The sequence below is a fragment of the Brevundimonas sp. TWP3-1-2b1 genome, from assembly GCF_049896165.1.
Lineage (GTDB): Bacteria > Pseudomonadota > Alphaproteobacteria > Caulobacterales > Caulobacteraceae > Brevundimonas > Brevundimonas subvibrioides_B.
Window position 1 is genome coordinate 155,771 of the sequence record NZ_JAFCTT010000001.1, and the last position, 19,750, is coordinate 175,520.

Sequence of the window (19,750 nt, forward strand, 5' to 3'; positions counted from 1 at the left end):
TAGACGCCATCAATGCACGTCGAGGCTCACCGCTCAAACGAAACCCCGCCGGAGAAGCTCCGGCGGGGTCGAAAGATTCGAACCGGGTTCGCTTAGCCGACCGACGGCAGCGCCTTCTTCAGGTTCTCGGCCACCTTGTCGAGGAAGCCCTCGGTCGTCAGCCACGACTGCTGATCGCCGACCAGCAGGGCCAGGTCCTTGGTCATGAAGCCGGCCTCGACGGTTTCGACGACGACCTTCTCAAGGGTCTCGGCGAACTGGGCCAGTTCGGCATTGTCGTCCAGCTTGGCGCGGTGCTTGAAGCCGGCCGTCCAGGCGTAGATCGAGGCGATCGAGTTGGTCGAGGTGGCCTCGCCCTTCTGGTGCTGGCGATAGTGGCGGGTCACGGTGCCGTGGGCGGCCTCGGTCTCCATCACCCTGCCGTCCGGGGTCAGCAGCACCGAGGTCATCAGACCCAGCGAGCCGAAGCCCTGGGCGACGATGTCGGACTGCACGTCGCCGTCGTAGTTCTTGCACGCCCAGACGAAGCCGCCCGACCACTTGATGGCCGCGGCCACCATGTCGTCGATCAGACGGTGCTCATAGGTCAGGCCGGCGGCCTTGAACCTGTCGGCGTATTCGGCGTCGAAGATCTCCTGGAAGATGTCCTTGAAGCGACCGTCATAGGCTTTCAGGATCGTGTTCTTCGTCGACAGATAGACCGGATAGTTGCGCGCCAGGCCGTAGCTGAACGAGGCGTGGGCAAAATCACGGATCGAGTCGTCGAGGTTGTACATGCCCATGGCGACACCCGAGGACGGGAAGTCGAAGACATCGTAGTTCAGCTCTTCGCCATTGGCGCCGACCCACTTCATGGTCAGCTTGCCGGGGCCGGGCACCAAAAAGTCGGTGGCCTTGTACTGGTCGCCGAAGGCGTGACGGCCGACGACGATGGGCTGGGTCCAGCCCGGAACCAGACGGGGCACGTTCTGGCAGATGATCGGCTCACGGAAGACCACGCCGCCCAGGATGTTGCGGATGGTGCCGTTCGGAGACTTCCACATCTTCTTCAGGCCGAACTCGGCGACGCGCGCCTCGTCAGGCGTGATCGTGGCGCACTTCACGCCGACGCCGTGCTTCTGGATGGCGTAGGCGGCGTCGATCGTCACCTGGTCATCGGTGGCGTCGCGGTGCTCCATGCCCAGGTCATAGTAGTCCAGCTCGACGTCCACGAACGGGAAGACCAGCTTGTCCTTGATCCATTGCCAGATGATCCGGGTCATCTCGTCGCCGTCGATGTCCACGATGGGATTGGCGACCTTGATCTTGGCCATGCGGCTTCGTCCTGTTCTGCAAGTTTCCGGAGGTGGCGGCGGTATAGCGAGAGCGAGCGCGCGAGGCAAAGGGGCAGACGCCGGCGATTAACCCTGCCTGAAAAAAGCCGCCTGCGGTCAAGCTGAACCCGATCCTGACAGGTGGGTTTTCCGCGGTGGAAGGGCGTGCCCTGCTCCAGAGGGATACGCGACGTGGACACAGAGACCGAACGCCTGATTCAACGCTGGATCATCGCCTTTTGCGAAGTGCCGATCCTGGTCGACGCGGATCTGATGCGGACTGTGCTTGCCGAAGTCGAAGCGAAGCAGGAGACACGGACCCATGACTGAAAAGACCTTCAGGCCGGCGAACGGACAGAACAGGCCACAGCCAGGGGGCCGCGACCGGCAGGATCGTCCACAAGCTGACCCGGCCCGCAGCCGTCAAGGCCCGCAAGGTTGCGGCCTCCCGCGATAACCCCGAATATCTGGTCGAAAGCGGCAAGACCGGCGCCCGCGCCGCACACAGGACGTCGGAACTGCGCAAGGCCTGAGGCAGCCTCTGCGCATTGGGGGGAAGAACGATGCGTATGATCCCACTGACGGCCATGGCCGCCTTGCTGACCTCCTGTGGCGATGGCCAGTCCGCCATGGCGGATCCCGGAGGCGGCGTGCGCGGCGCGTCGGCGGGCGCCGAGGCTGATGCCCCCAACCCGAACCAGCGCACCTTCCGCGACTGGCTGGTCGTCTGCGACAACATCGGGACCTGCCACGCCTTCGGCCATGCGACCGAGGGAACCGGCTGGGTTCGGATCACCATGGCCGCCGGACCGGAGGCGACGCTCCGGATCGCCGTCGGCTTCTGGCCCGAGAACGGCACATTCGGCGGGCCGGTGACGGTGCGCGTGGACACGACCACCTTCGACGGCTTGACGGCGGCGACCGGCGAAGACGCTCCCTCCCTCGCCACGGTCGGTCCCGGGATGGCCCGCGCCCTGGTCGATGAGATGGCTCAGGGCCAGACCATGACCCTGAACGCCGGCGCCGAGACCGTACCGATCTCCCTGAGCGGCGCCGCCGCCTCCCTCTTGTGGATCGACGAACATCAGGGGCGGCTGGACACGACCACCGCCCTGATCCGCAAGGGGTCGCGCCCCGCCTCCGCCGTCCCCGCGGCAGCTCCCGTCCCCCGCATCACGCCGGCGCCGGCCGTGTCCCAGACGGGATACGGCGATCAGGAGGGCCAGACCCTGCCGGCCGCGATCGAGGCCCTGCCTGCCGTGGTCCAGTGCCGCGCCGACACCGACTTCAACCTCGACCTGCAGAAGGTGATCTCTTCCGCCCGGCTGGACGCGAACACCATACTATGGAGCGTGCCGTGCGGCGCCGGGGCCTACAACTTCTCCAGCGCCTGGTTCACCGCGACGCCCCAGGGCGCAAACCCGCGCCGGGTCACCTTCCCCACCGCGTCCGGCGAGCCTCAGGATCAGTTGGTCAACGCCGCCTATGACCCGGCGACGCGGGTTATCGACGCCTTCAACAAGGGGCGCGGCCTCGGCGACTGCGGCATGGCCGACAGCTGGACCTGGACCGGCCAGGGCTTCGTCCTCAAGTCGTCGTCGGAGATGTCCGAATGCTGGGGCGTGCCCGGCGACTACTGGCCCACAACCTGGGTCAGCGAGTGACAGCTCGCACGGACATCGACGTCCTCGTCATCGGCGCGGGCCCTGGGGGACTGACGGCCGCCAACTATCTCGCCCGCTTCCGTCGCTCGGTCCTTGTCGCGGACGGAGGCTGCCCCCGAGCGAGCTGGATCCCCCTCAGCCACAACACGCCGGGATTTCCTGCCGGGATCAGCGGCGACGCCATCCTCGCCCGGATGCGCGAACAGGCCGAGGAATATGGGGCGCGAATCGAGCCCGGCTGGGTGCAGGGCCTCGTCCGCGACGGCGCGGGGTTCACTGCGTCGATCGACGGCCGCGAGGTCCGGGCCCGGGCTGTGTTGCTGGCGACCGGCGTCGTCGACCATCACCCCGATCTGCCAGGCGTCGAGCGCGCCATCGAGCGGGCGCTCGTCCGCATCTGTCCGATCTGCGACGGCTATGAAGCCACCGACAAGGCGGTCGCGGTCCTCGGCCACAGCGACAAAGGCGCGAGCGAGGCGGCCTTTCTGCGCACCTATTCGGACCGGGTGACCCTGATCCACGTCGGACCGCCCGGCGACCTGACCGAGCGCGAGGCGCTGGTGCGTCTGGGCATCGAACTGGTCGAGACGACGATCGAAGCCGTTCGGCTGGAAGGCGACCGGGTCACCGCCTTCTGCTGGGGCGGCGCCGACCGATCGTTTGACCTCGTCTATTCGGCGCTGGGCACGTCGCCGAACGCCGGGCTGGCCCAGGCGCTGGGCGCACGACTGGCCGACGACGGCCGCCTCGAGGTCGATCTGCATCAGAAGACCAGCGTCCCCGGCCTCTACGCCGCTGGCGACGTCGTGCGCGGCCTCAACCAGATCGCCGTCGCCACCGCCGAGGCCGCCGTCGCCGCCACGGACATCCACAACACCCTTCGTCAGGCGGATGGGCAGACGGTGTAGAACGTTCGACGGGCGAGTTGCGGCGCTCTTGGAGCGCGGACCTCCAGGTCCGCTCTTTGCGCCGCCGAAGAGCGGACCTGGAGGTCCGCGCTCCTTTGAGTCTCTTTGACCGCCGAACGCTCCAGTTTCTCTGCCAAAAGCGGGATAAGGAATTTATTCTTACCTGCCCCTTGCGCAGCTTGACCCTGCTCCCCACGTCCGGGATCGATCTTTGACAGTTAAATCCAGCACCGGTGGCAAATGCCGGGACTGCGGTCGAAGCGGACATTCGAGGCCGCACAAGTCGTTGATTTCTCTCAACCGACTGACCGGTTCGTCCGTTTCGTCATCCTGTTTTTCGTCCGGATGATCCGGACAAAGCGCTCAAGCAGCGAGACAGAGCCTGTCCTCCGGCCGATCGGAGATCGGACCGGGTGGCGCGTCGAGCGGTAGCGCTCCAGGAAGCATCAGGCGAAGGCTGCCCTCACCCGGCGCTCCAGGACCGTCAACGGCATCCGCCCGCCGTCCAGCACGGCCGAGTGGAACCGCTTCAGGTCGAAGCCCGGACGGCCCTTCACATCCTCGCGAAGGGCCGTAATCGCGATCTCGCCCATCTTGTAGGAACAGGCCTGACCCGGCGCGGAACAATAGCGGTCGATCTCCGTCTCGTTCGGATCGCCGACGTTCTCGGCCATGAAGCGGATCGCCTGTTCGCGGCTCCAGCCCCTGGAATGCAGGCCGGTGTCGACCACCAGACGGCAGGCACGGAACAGGAAGCTCTCCAGATAGCCGATGCGGCCGAACGGATCGCCGTCATACAGACCCAGCTCATCGGCCAGCCGCTCCGCATACAGACCCCAGCCCTCGCCATAGGCGGAGAAGCCCACCGTCTTGCGATACAGCGGCAGGTCCGCCGACTGCAGCGCCAGCGCGCCCTCGAACAGGTGACCCGGCGCCGCCTCATGATAGGTCAGGGTCTTCAGCGTCCAGCGCGGCCAGTCCGCCGTGTCCTTGAGGTTGATGAAGTAGATGCCCGGCCGCGTCCCATCCAGGCTGCCGCCCTGGGCATAGCCGCCGGGCGCCCCGGCCTCGATCGCGGGCGGGACCCGGTTGACCAGGAACTCGCTGGTCGGAACCCGGGCAAAGACCTCGGGCATGCGCGCGCGGACGCGGGCCATCTCGGCATTCACGTAAGCCAGCAGGTCCGCGCGACCGGCGTCGGTATTGGGCCACACGAACCGGGCCTCGGTCCGCAGGGCCGCCATCCGCTCGGCGACCGACCCCTGGGAATAGCCCTCGCCCTTCAACAGCTCATCGGCCTGGGCCTGAATCTCGGCGACCTGTTCCAGACCCAGCTGGTGGATCTCGGCGGCGGTCGAGGTCGTGGTGGTGAAGGCCTTCAGGTTCAGGGCGTAGTAGGCGTCGCCGCGCTCCAGCCGTCCGATGCCCGCGTCGTGGACGGCGCTCACGCGCTGGATCTTCAGGGCCTCGATCTGGCGTTCCAGCGCGGCGCGCACCGGTCCGTCCAGCAGGGTCGTCGCCCGCTCGACGTGGTCACCTTCGATCCTGGCCTCCGACATCTTGCGGGCCAGGCTGCTGACCATGGCCTGGTCTGCGCCCTGCTGGTCCCGCAGCGCCGTCAACTGCCGGATCGTTGTGTCGAGGATGAAGTCAGGCGCGACCACCCCCATCCCGGCGTGGGCGACGCTGCGTTCGGTGTCGCCGTCCAGCGCGCCTGCAAAGGCGTTCAGCCGCTCGATGAAGGCGTCGGCGTCTTCGCGGGTTTTCACCGGATGGGTCGTGTCGAGGAAGCTCGGCACGTCGATATAGGCGCCGTTGATCTGGCTGACCGCGTAGGGGGTTCGCCGCCAGCCGCTGGCCGTGTGCCACGGGAAGTCGGCAGCGGCCGCGGCAACCTCCTTCTGGAAGCCCAGGATGTCGTAGCTCAGTCGCCCTGCGTTCGAGAGGGCGGCCGGATCGATGGTCTGGAGTTCGGCCAGCTGCGCCCGCGCCTCGGACCGGCCGGCCTCGGCATGGGCGAGGGAGCGATCGTTCAGGCGGGCGCGCTGGCCGGCCCGCGCGCCGACATCCAGACCGAGCGATGTCGCCTGCTGCGGGGCGTCGTTCAGGTCGGCCTCGAACTGGCGGGACAGGATTGCGTCCAGGCGCGCGTCCTCATCCGCAGGACGAGCAAAGGCAAGGGTCGGCAGGGCGGCGAGCCCCGCCGCGGCGGCGGCGGAGCCGAGCAGGCGGCGACGGTCGATCATGTCGGTATCCTTGAGTTTCGAGGATCAGGCGGCCGCCTGGGCCGCCGTCCATTCGGTGATGACCCGCTCGAGCACCGTCAAAGGAACCCCGCCGGTGTTCATGCCCGTGTCGTGGAAGGCCTTGATATCGAACCTGTCGCCCAGCGTCGCCTTCGCTGTCTCGCGCAGCTCGACCCATTTGGTGTGCCCCAGCTTGTAGGAGCAGGCCTGGCCCGGCCAGACGCAGTAGCGTTCGATCTCCGTGGTCACCGCGCTCTCGGCGTCGCCCAGGGCATCAACCATGAAGCGGATCGCCTGTTCGCGGCTCCAGCGCTTGGCATGCATGCCGCTGTCGACCACCAGACGCGTGGCCCGGAACATCAGCGACTGCAGGTATCCGATCTTCCCGGTCGGATTATTCTCGTACATGCCGATCTCGTCGGCCAGCTGTTCGGCGTACAGACCCCAGCCCTCCGAATAGGCCGAGAAGCCCAGCACCTTCATCAGCAGCGGCGTGTTCGCCTTCTCCTGCGCCAGGCTGATCTGGTGGTGATGGCCCGGCACCGCCTCATGATAGGTCAGGGTCGGAAGCTGCAGCTTCGGCCACTCCGCCGTGTCGCGCAGATTGATGTAGTAGATGCCCGGCCGCGACCCATCCAGCGCGGGCGCGTTGTAGTAGCCGCCAGGCGCACCGGCCTCGATCGCCTTGGGCACGCGCCGGATCTCCACGGCGGCCTGCGGCAGGCGGCCGAAATACTGCGGCATGCGGCGGCGGACCTCCTCCGTCTGCGTATTGAGGTCGCGCAGCAGCTGCTCCTTGGCCTCGTCCGTATTGGGATAGCGCTGGGCCGGCTCTTCGCCGAGCGCCTTGATCCGCGCGCCCACCGATCCCTGCGTCAGCCCCTGGGCCTTCAGCAGTTCGTCGGCGCGGGCCGACAGCTCGGCCAGCTGGGCCAGGCCGATCTCGTGGATCTCGTCGCCCGACAGATTGGTGGTCGTGTAGCTCTGGATGCCGAAGCGATAAAAGTCCTCGCCGTTCGGCAGGCGCCAGACGCCGGCGTCATGGGTCGCCCCGGCCTGGCGCGCCCGCAGCGCATCCGCCTGACGGCTCAGGGCCGGGAAGACGGCGTCGTTGACGATGGCCTCGGCGCGCGAGCCCCAATCGCCGGAGATCAACTTCTCACCCGTCCGGCGGACGACCGACTGGACCAGGGTCGTCCCCGCCGCGCCAGGCGACATAAGCGACTCCATCTGGCTCAGGGTGCGGGCGATGATGAAGTCGGGCGGGACCGCCCCGGCCTCGAACTCGGCCTCGATTCGCGCGGTCTCCTGATCCAGGGCCGTGGCGAAGGCCGAGACGCGGCTGAGGTAGGCCTCGGCATCCTCCGACGTCTCGATCGAGTGCTGGCTGTCGAGGAAGTCGGGAATCCCCTGATAGGAGCCGGTCAGTTGGCTGACGCTATAGGGCGAGGGGCTAAATCCGCCGCCGTAGGGGAAGTCGTAGCCGATCATGGCCGTGTCGCCGAAATACTCGAGCGAATCGTACCAGACCTTTTCGTCGGTGCTCAGGGCGCCGCGGTCGACGGCCTTCAGCTCGGTCATCTGCCGGCGGAAGGTCGCCTTGTCCGCATCGATCTTGGCCTGGGACCGGTCGTCGAGCCGGGCCTTCATCGGCGCGTTCGGACCCTTGTCGAAGCCGAGCGAGGTCAGCAGCTCTGGAGACGTCATCAGCGTCTCCTGAACGATGGAATTCATGACCGCCGTGAAGGCCGCCGATGCCGTTCCGGCCTGGGGCCGGGCGATGACCTGCCCGGCCGCCAGCAGGCTGGCTCCGGCGGCGGCGGTGAACATGAGGCGGCGGCGGTCGATCATGGCGGGCTCCCGAAAACGTCGGGCTGCATTGGTCACCAACCGCGCCCTCTGGACAAGCGCTCTGTCGTTACAAATCCGTCAGGCCGACCAGCCGCTCGGCGAATTGTGGTTCCACGGCGTCACCACCTCCGAAGCCCGGCGACGCGCCGTCCGGGCCCGGGGGCGGTGCTTGGGGAAACCGTCCAGAACCGCGAGGACCACGGCGAGCCATCCTCATGCGGCTTCCTTATGTGTACGATGAACCTCTTCCATGGCGGACTCCTGTGCCGATTGCCTTTGATGTATGACATATCAGCTTGACAACGCTCGTTCGCAAACCAGTAGTATAACGGGTCAGCCCTAGGTGACCTTATGCGTGACTCCCTCTCCGGCCTGCCGCTTTCGTCGATTCGCGTGTTCGAGGCGGCTGCGCGTCTGAACAGCTTCACCCGCGCGGCGGAGGAACTGGGCATGACCCAGGCGGCGGTCAGCTGGCAGATCAGGGCGCTGGAGACGCGGCTGGGATTCAGCCTGTTCCGGCGCCTGCCGAGGGAGGTGCAGCCGACGGAACCAGGCGAGCGGCTGTCGCGGGCCGCGACCGAGGCCATGACCCTTCTCCGCCGCGCCTTCGCCGAGGTGACCGAGGCGGATCAGGGCGTGCTGTCGATCACCACCCTGACGACCCTCGCGACCCAGTGGCTGGCGCCCCGGCTGGGGGCGTTCCAGGTCGCTAATCCGGGGCTGGCGGTGCGGCTGGACACCAGTCCAACGATCATCGACCTGGCGCGCGAAAACATGGACATCGCCCTGAGGTCCGGTGACGGCGACTGGCCGGGCGTCGAATGCGCCATGCTGATGCCCAGTGTGTTCACCCCCCTTTGCAGTCCGGCCCTGTGCGAGCGGCTGGGGCTGGAGACTCCAGCCGACCTGGTCGATGCGCCCCGCGTCGGGGATGAGAAGGAGTGGGCGGCCTGGTTCGTCTGCGCCGGGGTCACGACGGCCGCGACGCCCGCGTCCCGGCTGCGGGCCGACATCCAGGGGCTGGAGGTCGCGGCGGCCATGGGCGGTCAGGGCGTCGCCCTCGGGTCGCCCATTCTGTTCGCCCGGGAGATCAGGGCGGGCCTGCTGGTCCGGCCGTTCCGGCAGACGGTGAGACTGTCCGAAGGCTATTTCATCGCCTGGCCGGAAGACCGCCGGCGATCGCCCAAGATCGCCCGCTTCCGCGACTGGCTGCTCGCCGAGGCGGCGGCCGATCCCGACATCGCCGCCGAGATCGCTCTTATTCCTCCCCCGTCGGGGGAGGTGGCTCGAAGCGAAGCGTAGAGACGGAGGGGGCTCGCCCCAGACGCCAGAGTTTGAGGCCGGCCCCCTCCACCACTTCGTGGTCCCCCTCCCCCGATGGGGGAGGATTATGCCCGCATGATGCCCTGAAGCACCGCCAGCGGCACCGAGCCGTTGAGGAGCATCCGGTCGTGGAAGGCCTTGATGTCGAAGCCGGGCTTCGCCTGCGCCTCCTGACGCAGGCCCTCGATCACGGTCTGGCCCAGCTTGTAGGAACAGGCCTGGCCCGGCCAGACGATGTAGCGATCGACCTCGGACTGGGCCGAGTTGGCCGGGGTCGCGGCCTCGGCGATCATATAGGCGATGGCCTGTTCGCGGCTCCAACGCTTGTCGTGCAGGCCGGTGTCGACGACCAGCCGAACGGCGCGGAAGAGGTAGGCCTGGAGGTAGCCGATTCGACCCAGCGGGTTGCCCTCGTACATGTTCAGGTCGTCGGCAGCGACGCGTTCGGAATACAGGGCCCAGCCCTCATTGTAGGCCGAGAAGCCACTGGTCCGACGATAGATGGGCAGGGTCCCGGCCTCGCGCGCGACCGAGATCTGGAAGTGATGGCCCGGCACCGCCTCATGATAGGTCAGGGTCGGCAGCGACCATTTCGGCCGGTTCGCCGTGTCGCGAAGGTTGATGTAATAGGCGCCCGGCCGCGAGCCATCCAGCGACGCCGCCTGGTAGTAGCCGCCCGGCGCCCCGATCTGGATCGAGACCGGCACGCGCCGGATCTCGACCGGCGCCTGGGGCAGGGTCGAGAAGACTTCCGGAAGGCGCGGCGTGATGGCCGCGACTATGTCGTTCAGCGAGGCGATCAGGGCGACCTTGCCCTCGTCGGTGTTGGGCCACAGGTGCTGCGGGTCCTGGCCGAGCGCATTGACCCGTTCGCCGACCGTGCCCTCGGTCATGCCGAGGCTCTTGAGGATGGTGTCGATCTCGGCCTGGATCGAAGCGACCTGCTGCAGGCCGATCTCGTGGATCTCGGCCCCGGTGTAGGTGGTGGTCGTGTAACCCCGGATGCCGAGGTTGTAGAGCCGTTTGCCCTGCGGCAGCCGCCACACGCCGACGTCGGTCGAGGCGTTCGGGCGCTGGGCCTCGAACACCGCGATCTGGCGGGTCAGGGCCGGCCTGATCTCTTCGTCGACGATGACGGCGGCGCGGGCGCCCCAGTCTCCGGCCAGCGACTTCTCGCCGGTCTTGCGGACCAGGGCCTGGACCATGGCCATCTCGGCGGCGGGCGTATCGCGCAGCGTCTTCAGCTGGGTCTGGGTCTTGTCCATGATCACGGCCGGCAGGGTGATGCCCGCCCCGGCGTCCGCCTCAAGCCGGGCGTTCTCCTGATCCAGCTGGACCGCGAAGGCCTTGAGCCGCGACAGGAAGGCCTCGGCGTCGGCCGTGGTCTCCAGCCGGTGCTGGTTGGTCATGAAGTCGGGGACGCTGAAATAGGCGCCGCCGTTCTGTGCGACGATATAGGGCGAGCCGACGAAGGGCAGTTCGGCGCGCATCGCGGCCGTCTCGGCCTGGAATTGCGAGACCGCCAGGGTGACTCTCATGCTGTCCGAGAGGCCCTCGCTCGACCAGGCCTTGAGCCGCTCCCAGCGGGCGATGTCGCGGGCCTTGTCCTCAGCTTCCGCCTCGAGGCTGAGGTCGCCGAGACGGCCCGCCAGATGGGCGCGGTCGTCCTTGTCGATCCCCAGGCTGGTGGCGAAGGTCGGGCTGCGTTCGACGTTGTCGTAGAACCAATCGGTCAGCAGGGCGTCGAGCGCAGCGTCCTGCTGCGACCGGGCGAAGGCCGCGACCGGCAGGGCGGCGATGAGGCCGGCGCCGGCGGCGGAGAGCATGAGGCTACGACGATCAAGCATGGGAGAACCTTCCAGAACGCGGGTCCGGCGGCTTTATCCGGACCAAAAACAGGGTGACGAAACGGACGAACTGACGAGCCGTTTTATTAAAATCAAAGACTTGGCCGAGCGCGAAGGGGCCTGCGGCGGAATTATCCGAAATTTTCGGACGAAACGGACAGACGGAAAACCTTGGGACGTTTCAAAGATCACTCGCCTTCAGATGGCTGTCGGTCCCAGTCGGCGCAAGGGTGGAAGCGGAATAAAATCCTTACCCGTCATTCCGTCGCGGCGCCGAGCCAGGCTTCGCGGAAGGCCAGTTGTGCGGGCGTAACAAGCCCGCCGCCAGCCTCGACGCGCACCAGGGTGAACGACGGATCGGGGGCGAAGCGCAACATGGCGGATCGCTCCACCCCGCGCTGGAGGAAGCGGATCGAGACCTCGTCGCCGGGCTTCGCGACGGCGAGCGCGGCGGTCCAGTCCGCCTGGCCGGCGATGGCCTTGTCGCCCACCGCGACGATCTGGTCGCCACGATCCAGGCCGGCGGCGTACAGCGGCGTGCCGGGCGCGAGGGCGGCCGCGATGACGGGAGCGCCCGTTGCCGGAAGGCGGACCGCTCCCGCCCAGGCGGCGGTCGGACGGACGGGCTGGATCAGGATGCCCGCCTGGGCCAGCAGCGGGCCGAAGTCGGGCAGGTCGCTGCCCTCGATCGTGCGGGCGAACCAGTTCCGGGCGAAGCCGGGATCGCCGGTGACCTCGGCCAGAGCGGCCTCGATGTCGGCGGGCGCATAGGGCCGCTCGGGCACGCCGTGGGTGCGCCACATCGCGCGCATCAGGTCGTCCAGCGTCACGCCGGGGAACCGCTGGCGCAAGGTCAGATCCAGACCGAAGCCGATGACCGCGCCATAGGGATAGTAGGAGACGAAGATGTTCGGGTTGGTCGGGTCGATGGAGGTGGCCGCATCGACGAACGGCGCGCGCAGGCTCATCTCCTGGGGCGAACCGAAGCGACGGCCGGCCGCGTTCTGAACGACGTCCAGCTGGCCGCCCATCTCACCGAGGAAGGCGTCGGTGTTGGCCACGCCCGCCCGGCGGATCGTCAGAGGGCCGTAGTAGCTGGTGAAGCCTTCGGCGAACCACAGGGACGGGGTCGGATTGGCGCGGGTGAAGTCGAACGGTTCCAGTTCGTCGGGGCGGATACGCTCCACATTCCAGGAGTGGAAGAACTCGTGGCTCAGGGTTCCCAGCTGGTCGAAATTTGCGTCCTTCAGGGAACGGGTGTCGTTGATGATGGTGGAGTTGCGATGCTCCATCCCGTCGCCGTTCACCCAGGGCAGGTAGTCGGCGATGAAGGTATAGGTCCCGAAATCGTAGTCGGGCACGTCGCCGAAGACGGCGATCTGCTGGTCCACGATGCGGCGGGCGCGCTCGGTGAAGGTGTCCATCTCCGCGTCCGTGCCGGCATGGTGCATGGCGATGCGGATGGTGCGGGGAACGCCCGCGTCATCGACCGTCCACTCGCGCACCATGTGAGCGCTGAGCTCGGTCGGACTGTCCATCAGATACTGCAGGTTCGGGGCGGCGAAGGTGTGGGGCTCTGCCTGCGGCTGGAGCTGGGTCGCAACGATCCAGTCGGGCGAGAACGGCTTGAACCGCACGGTGACCGGCCGGTCGTCGAAGCCCGTCGCCCAGGCGAGGGTCGAGGGCATGTTCAGGTGGGCGTGACTCGCGTCGATCTGGGAATAGGTGCCGTCCGAGCGATCGGCGAACAGGGTGTAGGAAAGGCTGACCGTGCCGTCATGGCCCGGAACGGTCCAGCCGTAGGGATCGGTCCGATCGATGGTCAGCGGACGACCGCGCCCGTCGACCGCGGAGACGGAATAGATGTTCTTGGCGAACTCGTGGATCGCATAACGGCCGGGCGAGGAGCGCGACATCTGGAACCGCACCGGGGCCGAACCGACCTCGCGATAGGTGACGGTGATCCGCGCCTCGTGGTGAACGGCGTTGTCGAAGCTGACGTCGTAATCCTGGGCGTGTGAGAGGCCGGCCCCGAAGGTCAGGGCGGCAAAGCAGGCGGACGCGGTCAGCAGGCGACGAACGGACATGGGAACTCCGGAACTGGGACGGGCGCATAGGGGCGCAAGCGGAGCGGCGAGGCAAGGGGGGCGGTGCATGTCTCCTCCCTGTTCGCCGCTTGGCGAATGGGGAGGTGGCGCGACGCCGCTTGGCGTCGTGACGGAGGGGGCGAGGTGACGTGTGAAGTGAGAGGGCCGGTGCTCGCTCGTGGAGACCCGATCGCCCCCTCCGTCAGCTCGCGAAGAGCTCGCTGCCACCTCCCCATCGCTGCGCGACAGGGAGGAGACATGAGGCCTCACCCCGGCCGAAGTTCCTGCTTCACCCGTTCGGCGAGCGTCTTGATGTCCAGCGGCTTGGGCAGGAAGGAGACGCCAGCCTCGTCCTGCAGCAGGTCCGAGAAGTCGCTCTCGGCATAGCCGGAGATGAACATGACCGGGGCGTCGCCGAGGTACTGGCGCGCCTTTTTCAACAGGCTCGGCCCATCAAGGCCCGGCATGATGACGTCGGAGATCATCATGTCGATCTGGCCGGCCCACTCCTCGGCGAGCAACAGGGCCTCCTCGCCGTCGGCGGCCTCGATGACCTCGTAGCCGCGCTGGCGCAGCAGGCGGGCGGCAATGCCGCGCACGGCGGCTTCGTCTTCGACGAACAGGATGCGGCCGTTGCCCGACAGGTCGCGGGGGGCGCTCTTGACCTTGGCCTCGACCGGGCCGACCTCGATCAGCTCCTGTTCCGAGGCGGCGGGCAGGAAGATGCGGAAGGCCGCGCCCGCCCCCTCCAGATTGGTCACACCGATATGGCCCCCGGCCTGCTGGACGATGCCGTAAACGGTGGCCAGGCCCATGCCGGTGCCCTCATTGACCGCCTTGGTGGTGAAGAAGGGTTCGAAGATCTTGTCCAGCAGCTCGGGCGGGACGCCGGGGCCGGTGTCGGAGACCTCGATCAAGGCGCTCTCGCCGTCGGGCGCCTCAAGCCAGCCGAGGGTCCGCGCATCGGCCTGGGTCAGACGCAGGGTCTTGATGGTGACGACGCCTGCGCCGGGCTCGACCACGCCGCGCATGGCGTCGCGGGCGTTGACGGCAAGGTTCATGACCGCCGTCTCCAGCTGGGACTTGTCGGCCATGACCACTGGCAGGTCGCGGCCATAGTCCGTCTCCAGCCGCACGTCCTCCCGCAGCAGGCGGCGCAGCAGGACCGCAAACTCCCCGACCAGCTCGCCGAGATCGAGCCGCTCGCGACGCACCGTGGACTTGCGCGAGAAGGCCAGCAGCTTGCGCACCAGGTCGGCGGCGCGGATGCCCGTCTGGCGGATCTGGTTCAGGCCGTCATAGGACGGATCGCCGACCGGGTGACGTTCCAGCAGCTCGGACAGCTGGAGCTGGATCGCGGTCAGCAGGTTGTTGAAGTCGTGGGCCACGCCGCCGGCCAGCTGACCCACGGCCTGCATCTTCTGGGCCTGCGACAGCTGCAGCTCCATCGACTTCTGGGCCGAGACGTCGAACAGCCAGACGCGGCGCTTGTCGCCTTCCGGGGCGACATAGAGGTGCAGCATCCTGTCGGGATGGGCGCGAGCGACCAGCTCGATCGGGCCGGTCGAGCCGGCGGCGATGCGGGCGCGGGCCTCGGTCACTCCGGCGGGATCGAACAGATGGCCGAAGGCGGCGTCGCGGGCCGAGGCGGGGCCGGTCAGGGTCGCCAGCGCCGGATTGGGCTCCTCCGCGCGGCCGGCGAAGATGTCGTCCCCCGCGATGACGGCCGAGCCGAACGGAGCGCCGGCGGCCATGGCGCGCGCGTCTCCGTTCGAGGCGGCATAAGCGGGCGCGGGGACGGCGGTCAGGGTGTTGCTGAGGGTCGCCTCGGGCGCCTCACGGACCAGGAAACGCCCCTCCCCGGCCTGGCCGATCAGGACCTCGATCTCACGGTCGCCGATCAGGACGATGGCGCGGCCCTGCTCGCCTTTGCGGGCCTGGGCGAAGGCCATGTAGAGGGCCTGGGCGGACTTGCCCTTGGGCAGATTGACGGTCGCGCCATTCTGGGAGGCCCAGGCGCCATTATAGGCCAGCACGGCGCCGGAGGCCCAGACCAGGGCGGCGGGCTCGGCCATGGCGTCCAGCATCTCCACCGCCACGTCGCCGTCGGGCCGGTCGCTGCGGCTGTGGACATCGATCCGGTTGAAGGCGAACAGGCCCATCAGGGCGACCGCGGCCACCGTGACCAGCAGGATCATGTGCGGCGTCGTCAGGGGCCCGGCCTGGAAGGCGGGCCAGGCCAGGGCGGCGATGGCCACGGCGAAACCGACCGCCATCAGGATCACGGTGATGTCGAACTTCGGCGCCGACGGCGCGTTGGAAACGGTCATGGCAAGTCAGCCCCGCGAATCAGTGGGCTGATCATACAGCGCTATCGCCGCTTCCGCTTCTGCATGACGAAGCCGATGATCCTGGCCGCCGCCTCGAAATGTTCGCGCGGGATGGTCTCGTCGATGTCGACGGCGGCGTAGAGGGCGCGGGCCAGGGGCACGTTCTCGACGATCGGGACGTCGTGCTCGCGCGCGACCTCGCGGATGCGCAGGGCCAGGGCGTCGACGCCCTTGGCGACGCAGACGGGGGCGGCGTCGCCGGCCTCATAGCGCAGGGCCACCGAATAGTGGGTCGGGTTGGTGACGATGACCGTGGCTTTCGGGACGTTCTGCATCATCCGCTGACGGCTGCGCTGCATGCGGATCTGTTTCAGCTTGGCCTTCACATGGGGGTCGCCCTCGGTGTTCTTGTACTCCTCCTTGACCTCTTCCTTGGTCATGCGCTGACGCTTGGCGAACCGCATCCGCTGCCAGATGAAGTCCGCGCCGGCGCCCAGAACCAGGAAGACCAGGGTCGAGGCCATCAGGGCGATCATCAGGTCGCGCGCGAGCGGCAGGATCGCGGCGGGCGACATCGCCGCCATGTTCTCGAACTCGCGCATATGCGGCTCCAGGACCATCCAGCAGATGATCGACACGGCGATCAGCTTGGCGAAGGTCTGGGCGAACTGCATCAGGCCGTCGGGGCCGAAGATGCGTTTGAGCCCCCCCATCGGGCTGACCTTCTCCCATTTGGGCTTCATCTTCTCGGCGGAGAACAACAGTCCGTGCTGGAAGACGTTGCCCCCGACCCCGCCGATGATGGTGGCCAGCATGACCGCGCCGAGGAAGGGCGCCACGGCCCAGACGGCGTTCATGCCGATCTCGACGCCGGCGCCCGCCTCCAGCCCGCCGATCAGCAGGTGGGGCGAGGCGATGAAGGGCATGAAGGCCTCGCCGATCGAGGTGGCGAAATAGCCGCCGCCCATGACGATGACGGCGGTGGCGCCGAGGAGGCTGAGGGCCGGGGCGACGTCGGCGGATTTCGCGACGTCGCCCTTTTTTCGCGCTTCCTCGAGTTTCTGGGGTGTCGCCTCTTCTGTCTTCGAGTCGGGATCCTTGTCGTCAGCCACCGACCCCTCCCGAGACGAACAGGTTGGCCAGGTTGCGGTAGCGGTCGATGAAGACCGTTCCCAGCACGCCGAGCGACAGGGCGAAGATCGACAGGCCCAGGATGATGCTGAGCGGGGCGGCGGCGAAGAAGATCTGGAACGCCGGCATCACCCGCCCGACCAGGCCCGCCGCGAGGTTGAAGATCAGGGCGAAGACGATCACCGGCGCCGACAGCTGGACGCCCAGCATGAAGCTGTCGCCTACCGTGCGGATGGCCAGCTCGGCGAAGTCGGCGGCGATCAGGGGACGCGCCGGGGCGATCAGCTCGTAGGACCCCACCAGCCCGGCGATGAACAGGTGATGGGTGTTGGTGGCGAAGACCAGGACCGTGCCGAACAGCATCAGGAAGGCGGCGATGGTGGTGTTCTGGCCGCCCATGAGCGGGTTGGCGGTCTGGGCGAAGCTGAGCGTGGTCTGCAGCGAGACGATCTCGCCGGCGGTCGACAGGGCGCTGGTGAAGATCCGCAGGATGGAGCCGATCATCAGGCCGGTGATCACCTCGCGGATGACCCAGCCGACCGTGGCGCCGAGGCTGTCGGGCAGGGCCGGAAGGGACCCGCCGATGACAGGCCACAGGCAAAGCGAGATGACGAGGGCCAGGGACAGGCGGATGCGCGGCGGGACATAGGTCTCGCCGATGCCCGGCAGGGTCACGATGATCGCGCCGATGCGGGCGAAGATCAGCCCGCCGGCCCAGACCTGATCGGCGGTGGCATAGGGCTCCATTCAGCCCCGCTACATGCCCGAGATGCGCGCCGCGATGGTCCGCATGAAGGCGCCGAGAAGGCCTCCCATCAGCGGCAGGAACAGCAGCAGGGAGATAAAGATGGCGATGATCTTGGGGGCGTAGACCAGGGTCTGTTCCTGGATCTGGGTCAGGGCCTGGAACAGACCGATGCCGACGCCCACCACCAGACCGACGAGCAGCACGGGCGCACACAGCTGGATCGTCAGCCACAGGGCGTCGCGGCCCACATCCAGAACTTCCGCGCCGCTCATTGTCCAACCCTGGAAAAACTACTGGGCAGAAAATGCCGGGAGCGTGGTTAACGGGAGGTTAGCGTGACGAACGACCAGACTCCGAAAAACGAGGCGGACGACACACGCTTCCTCGTCGGCCTCAATGCCTGGTTATAGCCGGAGCGCTAACTCGCCGCCTTCTCGCGTTGCGCTTCGGCGTCCTGCCGTCGCCCGAGCCGGTCCAGCGCCGCGGCGTGGGCCAGATGCAGCTCCCGCCATTCGGGGGCGAAGGGTTCGGCCTGGGCGTATTTCGCTGCCGCCTCGGCCCAGCGGCCCTGGGCGGCCAGGGCATCCCCCCAACCCTTGAGAGGATCGGCCCAGCGCGGGCCGCGCTCGTGGGCGTCCCGGAAGCGGGTGACGGCGCGGGCCGTGTCGCCACGCCCCAGCAGGGCCAGCGCCCGGCGCTGGTAGGCGAACGGCAGTGAAGGGGCGAGTCGGATGGCGACGCCGTACTGGCGGTCCGCTTCGGCGTGCAGACCCCGCGCCTCCAGCACATCGGCGCGGAAGGCGGCGCAGGCGACATAGCGGTCGCCGCGCACGAAGGCGGCCTCGGCCTCGGCATAGCGGCCCGACAGCCCTTCGGCGAGACCGAGGAAACAGGGCGCCTCGTAGAAGGTGAAGGCGACATCGTCGTCAGCCTGCCAGAGGGCGTCCAGAGCCTCGGCCGCCGCCACGGCGCCCTCGCGATCTTCGTTCCCGAGCGCGCGATAGGCCTCCACCATGTGACGCGTCGCCGTCGTCATGACCGCATCCGGAGACGCAGCGGCGAGATGGCGAAGCGCTCCGGCGAAATCGTGCCGCCGCCCCTCGGAGTCGGCCAGACTGATTTCCTGACCGCCCAGCACGCCTTCGCCGCCCGTTTCATCGATGTCCGCCTGCGCGTCCTCGATCGTCTGCGTCCAGTCCTGAAGCAGGATCAGATAGGCCGCGCTTTGCATCGGCCGGTCGTTCTCGTCCTTCAACCGCACAAGTTGCCGGCCCGCGCGCGCGGCGGCCTCCTCGCCTTCTGCCTCGAACAGGTTCGCAATCAGCATGTCCCAGACGGCCTGATCCTTCGGCAGATCGCGCAACGCGAGCCGCAGCTTCTCGACCGCCTCGGCTTGACGTCCTGTGCTGGTCAGAAGGAGCGCCCAGTCATAAGCGAGCTCGCCGCGCGACCCGGGGTGGCCGGCATAGGCGCCGGGAATGAACCGTTCGGCGTCCTCGTAGCGCTGGGTCTCCAGCAGGTAGCTGGCAAACAGCCGGGGTTCGAACCGGCCATAGATGTATTCCGACGCCTCGATGATCAGGCGCGGCATCTCCGATTCCGGCCCGGTGAATGTTCGGCCACGCACGCCGTCGGCGCGGATGGTCAGGGAGACCTCGCCGTCGATGCTGACTGTCACTGCCCCCCCGATATGGGTCTCCTTGCCGAACCAGCCCCGCAGCAGCTTGTCGATCTCGCCGATCGACACGCCTGTGGAGGGCACGACCACAGGCACGTCGCGCGTCCAGTTCAGGGCGACGCTGCGGTTCTGGGACGAGTTGCGGGCGTCGGCGCCGATCGTGGTGATCGCGTCGGAGACGCTGCGGGCGATCACCTGACCGGTATGGCCGCGTCGCGTCAGGCCATAGGGGCTATCGAACGGATCCACGACCACAGCGCGCGAGTGGGCAGCGGTCCAGACCATCATGGCCAGGCCCGCGACGAAGGCGACCCCGACCAGGGCGGTCATGACCCGCAGGACGAATCCCATCCGCTCGTTGGACACCTGGGCCTTGATCAGGCGGCGCTGTTCCTCGACCAGAAGCACGGCCGGGTCGGGCGGACCCATGGCCTCTTCCGTGGCCTCCATGGCGTTCTCGGCCATCTCGATGGCGTCGAGGCTTTCGGTCGCCTTGTCGCGACGCCGGCCCAGCCGGATGCGTCCCTCGCGCGGATCTTCGTCGGTCATCCAGCCCCCTGAAGACGCCAGACTAGACCGATGTTCGGCGGCGGCAAAGCGGCCCGGTCCTTGCGGATTTCGCCT

At 67.8% G+C, this 19,750-nt stretch carries 15 protein-coding genes; 5 read left to right on the top strand and 10 right to left on the bottom strand.

The genetic code is table 11. The features are described 5' to 3' along the window. Nucleotides 1-92: 92 nt before the first annotated feature. Nucleotides 93-1,313 (bottom strand): NADP-dependent isocitrate dehydrogenase, encoded by a 1,221-nt coding sequence (locus tag ACP7AB_RS00810; protein ID WP_425987958.1) that lies wholly within the window; start codon nucleotides 1,311-1,313, stop codon nucleotides 93-95. Nucleotides 1,314-1,505: 192 nt separating this feature from the next. On the opposite strand from ACP7AB_RS00810, the gene ACP7AB_RS00815 reads away from it, so the two are divergent. The 4 genes from ACP7AB_RS00815 to ACP7AB_RS00830 all read left to right on the top strand — a co-directional run bounded on the left by ACP7AB_RS00815 (nucleotide 1,506) and on the right by ACP7AB_RS00830 (nucleotide 3,885). After that, entirely contained in the window at nucleotides 1,506-1,643 is a 138-nt protein-coding gene (locus tag ACP7AB_RS00815) for a hypothetical protein (RefSeq protein ID WP_425987960.1), read from the top strand. A gap of 74 nt (nucleotides 1,644-1,717) precedes the next feature. Then, nucleotides 1,718-1,846, top strand: coding sequence for an HVA1 family protein (locus ACP7AB_RS00820; protein ID WP_425988279.1), 129 nt, complete (start codon nucleotides 1,718-1,720; stop codon nucleotides 1,844-1,846). 30 nt (nucleotides 1,847-1,876) lie between these two features. Further along, on the top strand, nucleotides 1,877-2,977 hold the full coding sequence (locus ACP7AB_RS00825; protein WP_425987962.1) for a DUF1176 domain-containing protein: 1,101 nt from the start codon (nucleotides 1,877-1,879) through the stop codon (nucleotides 2,975-2,977). After that, the gene (locus ACP7AB_RS00830; protein WP_425987964.1) at nucleotides 2,974-3,885 is read left to right on the top strand and encodes an NAD(P)/FAD-dependent oxidoreductase; all 912 of its coding nucleotides are present in this window, start codon (nucleotides 2,974-2,976) and stop codon (nucleotides 3,883-3,885) included. The genes ACP7AB_RS00825 and ACP7AB_RS00830 overlap by 4 nt, the downstream gene beginning before the upstream one ends. 446 nt (nucleotides 3,886-4,331) lie before the next feature. Here the strand turns inward: ACP7AB_RS00830 and ACP7AB_RS00835 are convergent, their stop codons facing one another. Continuing rightward, nucleotides 4,332-6,131 carry a DUF885 domain-containing protein gene (locus ACP7AB_RS00835; RefSeq protein ID WP_425987966.1) on the bottom strand — a complete coding sequence of 600 codons (1,800 nt, stop codon included), beginning with the start codon at nucleotides 6,129-6,131 and terminating at the stop codon, nucleotides 4,332-4,334. 24 nt (nucleotides 6,132-6,155) lie between these two features. Continuing rightward, nucleotides 6,156-7,982, bottom strand: coding sequence for a DUF885 domain-containing protein (locus ACP7AB_RS00840; RefSeq protein WP_425987969.1), 1,827 nt, complete (start codon nucleotides 7,980-7,982; stop codon nucleotides 6,156-6,158). A gap of 351 nt (nucleotides 7,983-8,333) precedes the next feature. Between ACP7AB_RS00840 and ACP7AB_RS00845 the strand changes: the two genes are divergently transcribed. Continuing rightward, entirely contained in the window at nucleotides 8,334-9,284 is a 951-nt protein-coding gene (locus tag ACP7AB_RS00845; protein WP_425987971.1) for a LysR substrate-binding domain-containing protein, read from the top strand. An 86-nt stretch (nucleotides 9,285-9,370) separates the two neighbouring features. Here the strand turns inward: ACP7AB_RS00845 and ACP7AB_RS00850 are convergent, their stop codons facing one another. The 7 genes from ACP7AB_RS00850 to ACP7AB_RS00880 form a co-directional block, all read right to left on the bottom strand. Continuing rightward, on the bottom strand, nucleotides 9,371-11,152 hold the full coding sequence (locus ACP7AB_RS00850) for a DUF885 domain-containing protein (protein WP_425987973.1): 1,782 nt from the start codon (nucleotides 11,150-11,152) through the stop codon (nucleotides 9,371-9,373). Between the two features lie 257 nt (nucleotides 11,153-11,409). After that, nucleotides 11,410-13,239, bottom strand: a complete 1,830-nt coding sequence (locus tag ACP7AB_RS00855) for a M61 family metallopeptidase (RefSeq protein WP_425987975.1) — start codon at nucleotides 13,237-13,239, stop codon at nucleotides 11,410-11,412. A gap of 266 nt (nucleotides 13,240-13,505) precedes the next feature. Next, the gene (gene cckA / locus ACP7AB_RS00860; protein WP_425987977.1) at nucleotides 13,506-15,569 is read right to left on the bottom strand and encodes a cell cycle histidine kinase CckA; all 2,064 of its coding nucleotides are present in this window, start codon (nucleotides 15,567-15,569) and stop codon (nucleotides 13,506-13,508) included. Nucleotides 15,570-15,610: 41 nt separating this feature from the next. Beyond that, nucleotides 15,611-16,681, bottom strand: a complete 1,071-nt coding sequence (flhB, locus tag ACP7AB_RS00865) for a flagellar biosynthesis protein FlhB (protein ID WP_425987979.1) — start codon at nucleotides 16,679-16,681, stop codon at nucleotides 15,611-15,613. Continuing rightward, nucleotides 16,674-17,447 (bottom strand): flagellar biosynthetic protein FliR, encoded by a 774-nt coding sequence (gene fliR / locus ACP7AB_RS00870; protein ID WP_425987981.1) that lies wholly within the window; start codon nucleotides 17,445-17,447, stop codon nucleotides 16,674-16,676. Before fliR ends, flhB begins: the two co-directional genes overlap by 8 nt. A 9-nt stretch (nucleotides 17,448-17,456) precedes the next feature. After that, on the bottom strand, nucleotides 17,457-17,720 hold the full coding sequence (fliQ, locus tag ACP7AB_RS00875) for a flagellar biosynthesis protein FliQ (RefSeq protein WP_425987983.1): 264 nt from the start codon (nucleotides 17,718-17,720) through the stop codon (nucleotides 17,457-17,459). Between the two features lie 146 nt (nucleotides 17,721-17,866). Further along, complete coding sequence (locus ACP7AB_RS00880; protein WP_425987985.1) at nucleotides 17,867-19,675, bottom strand: hypothetical protein; 1,809 nt, start codon at nucleotides 19,673-19,675, stop codon at nucleotides 17,867-17,869. Nucleotides 19,676-19,750 lie beyond the last annotated feature (75 nt).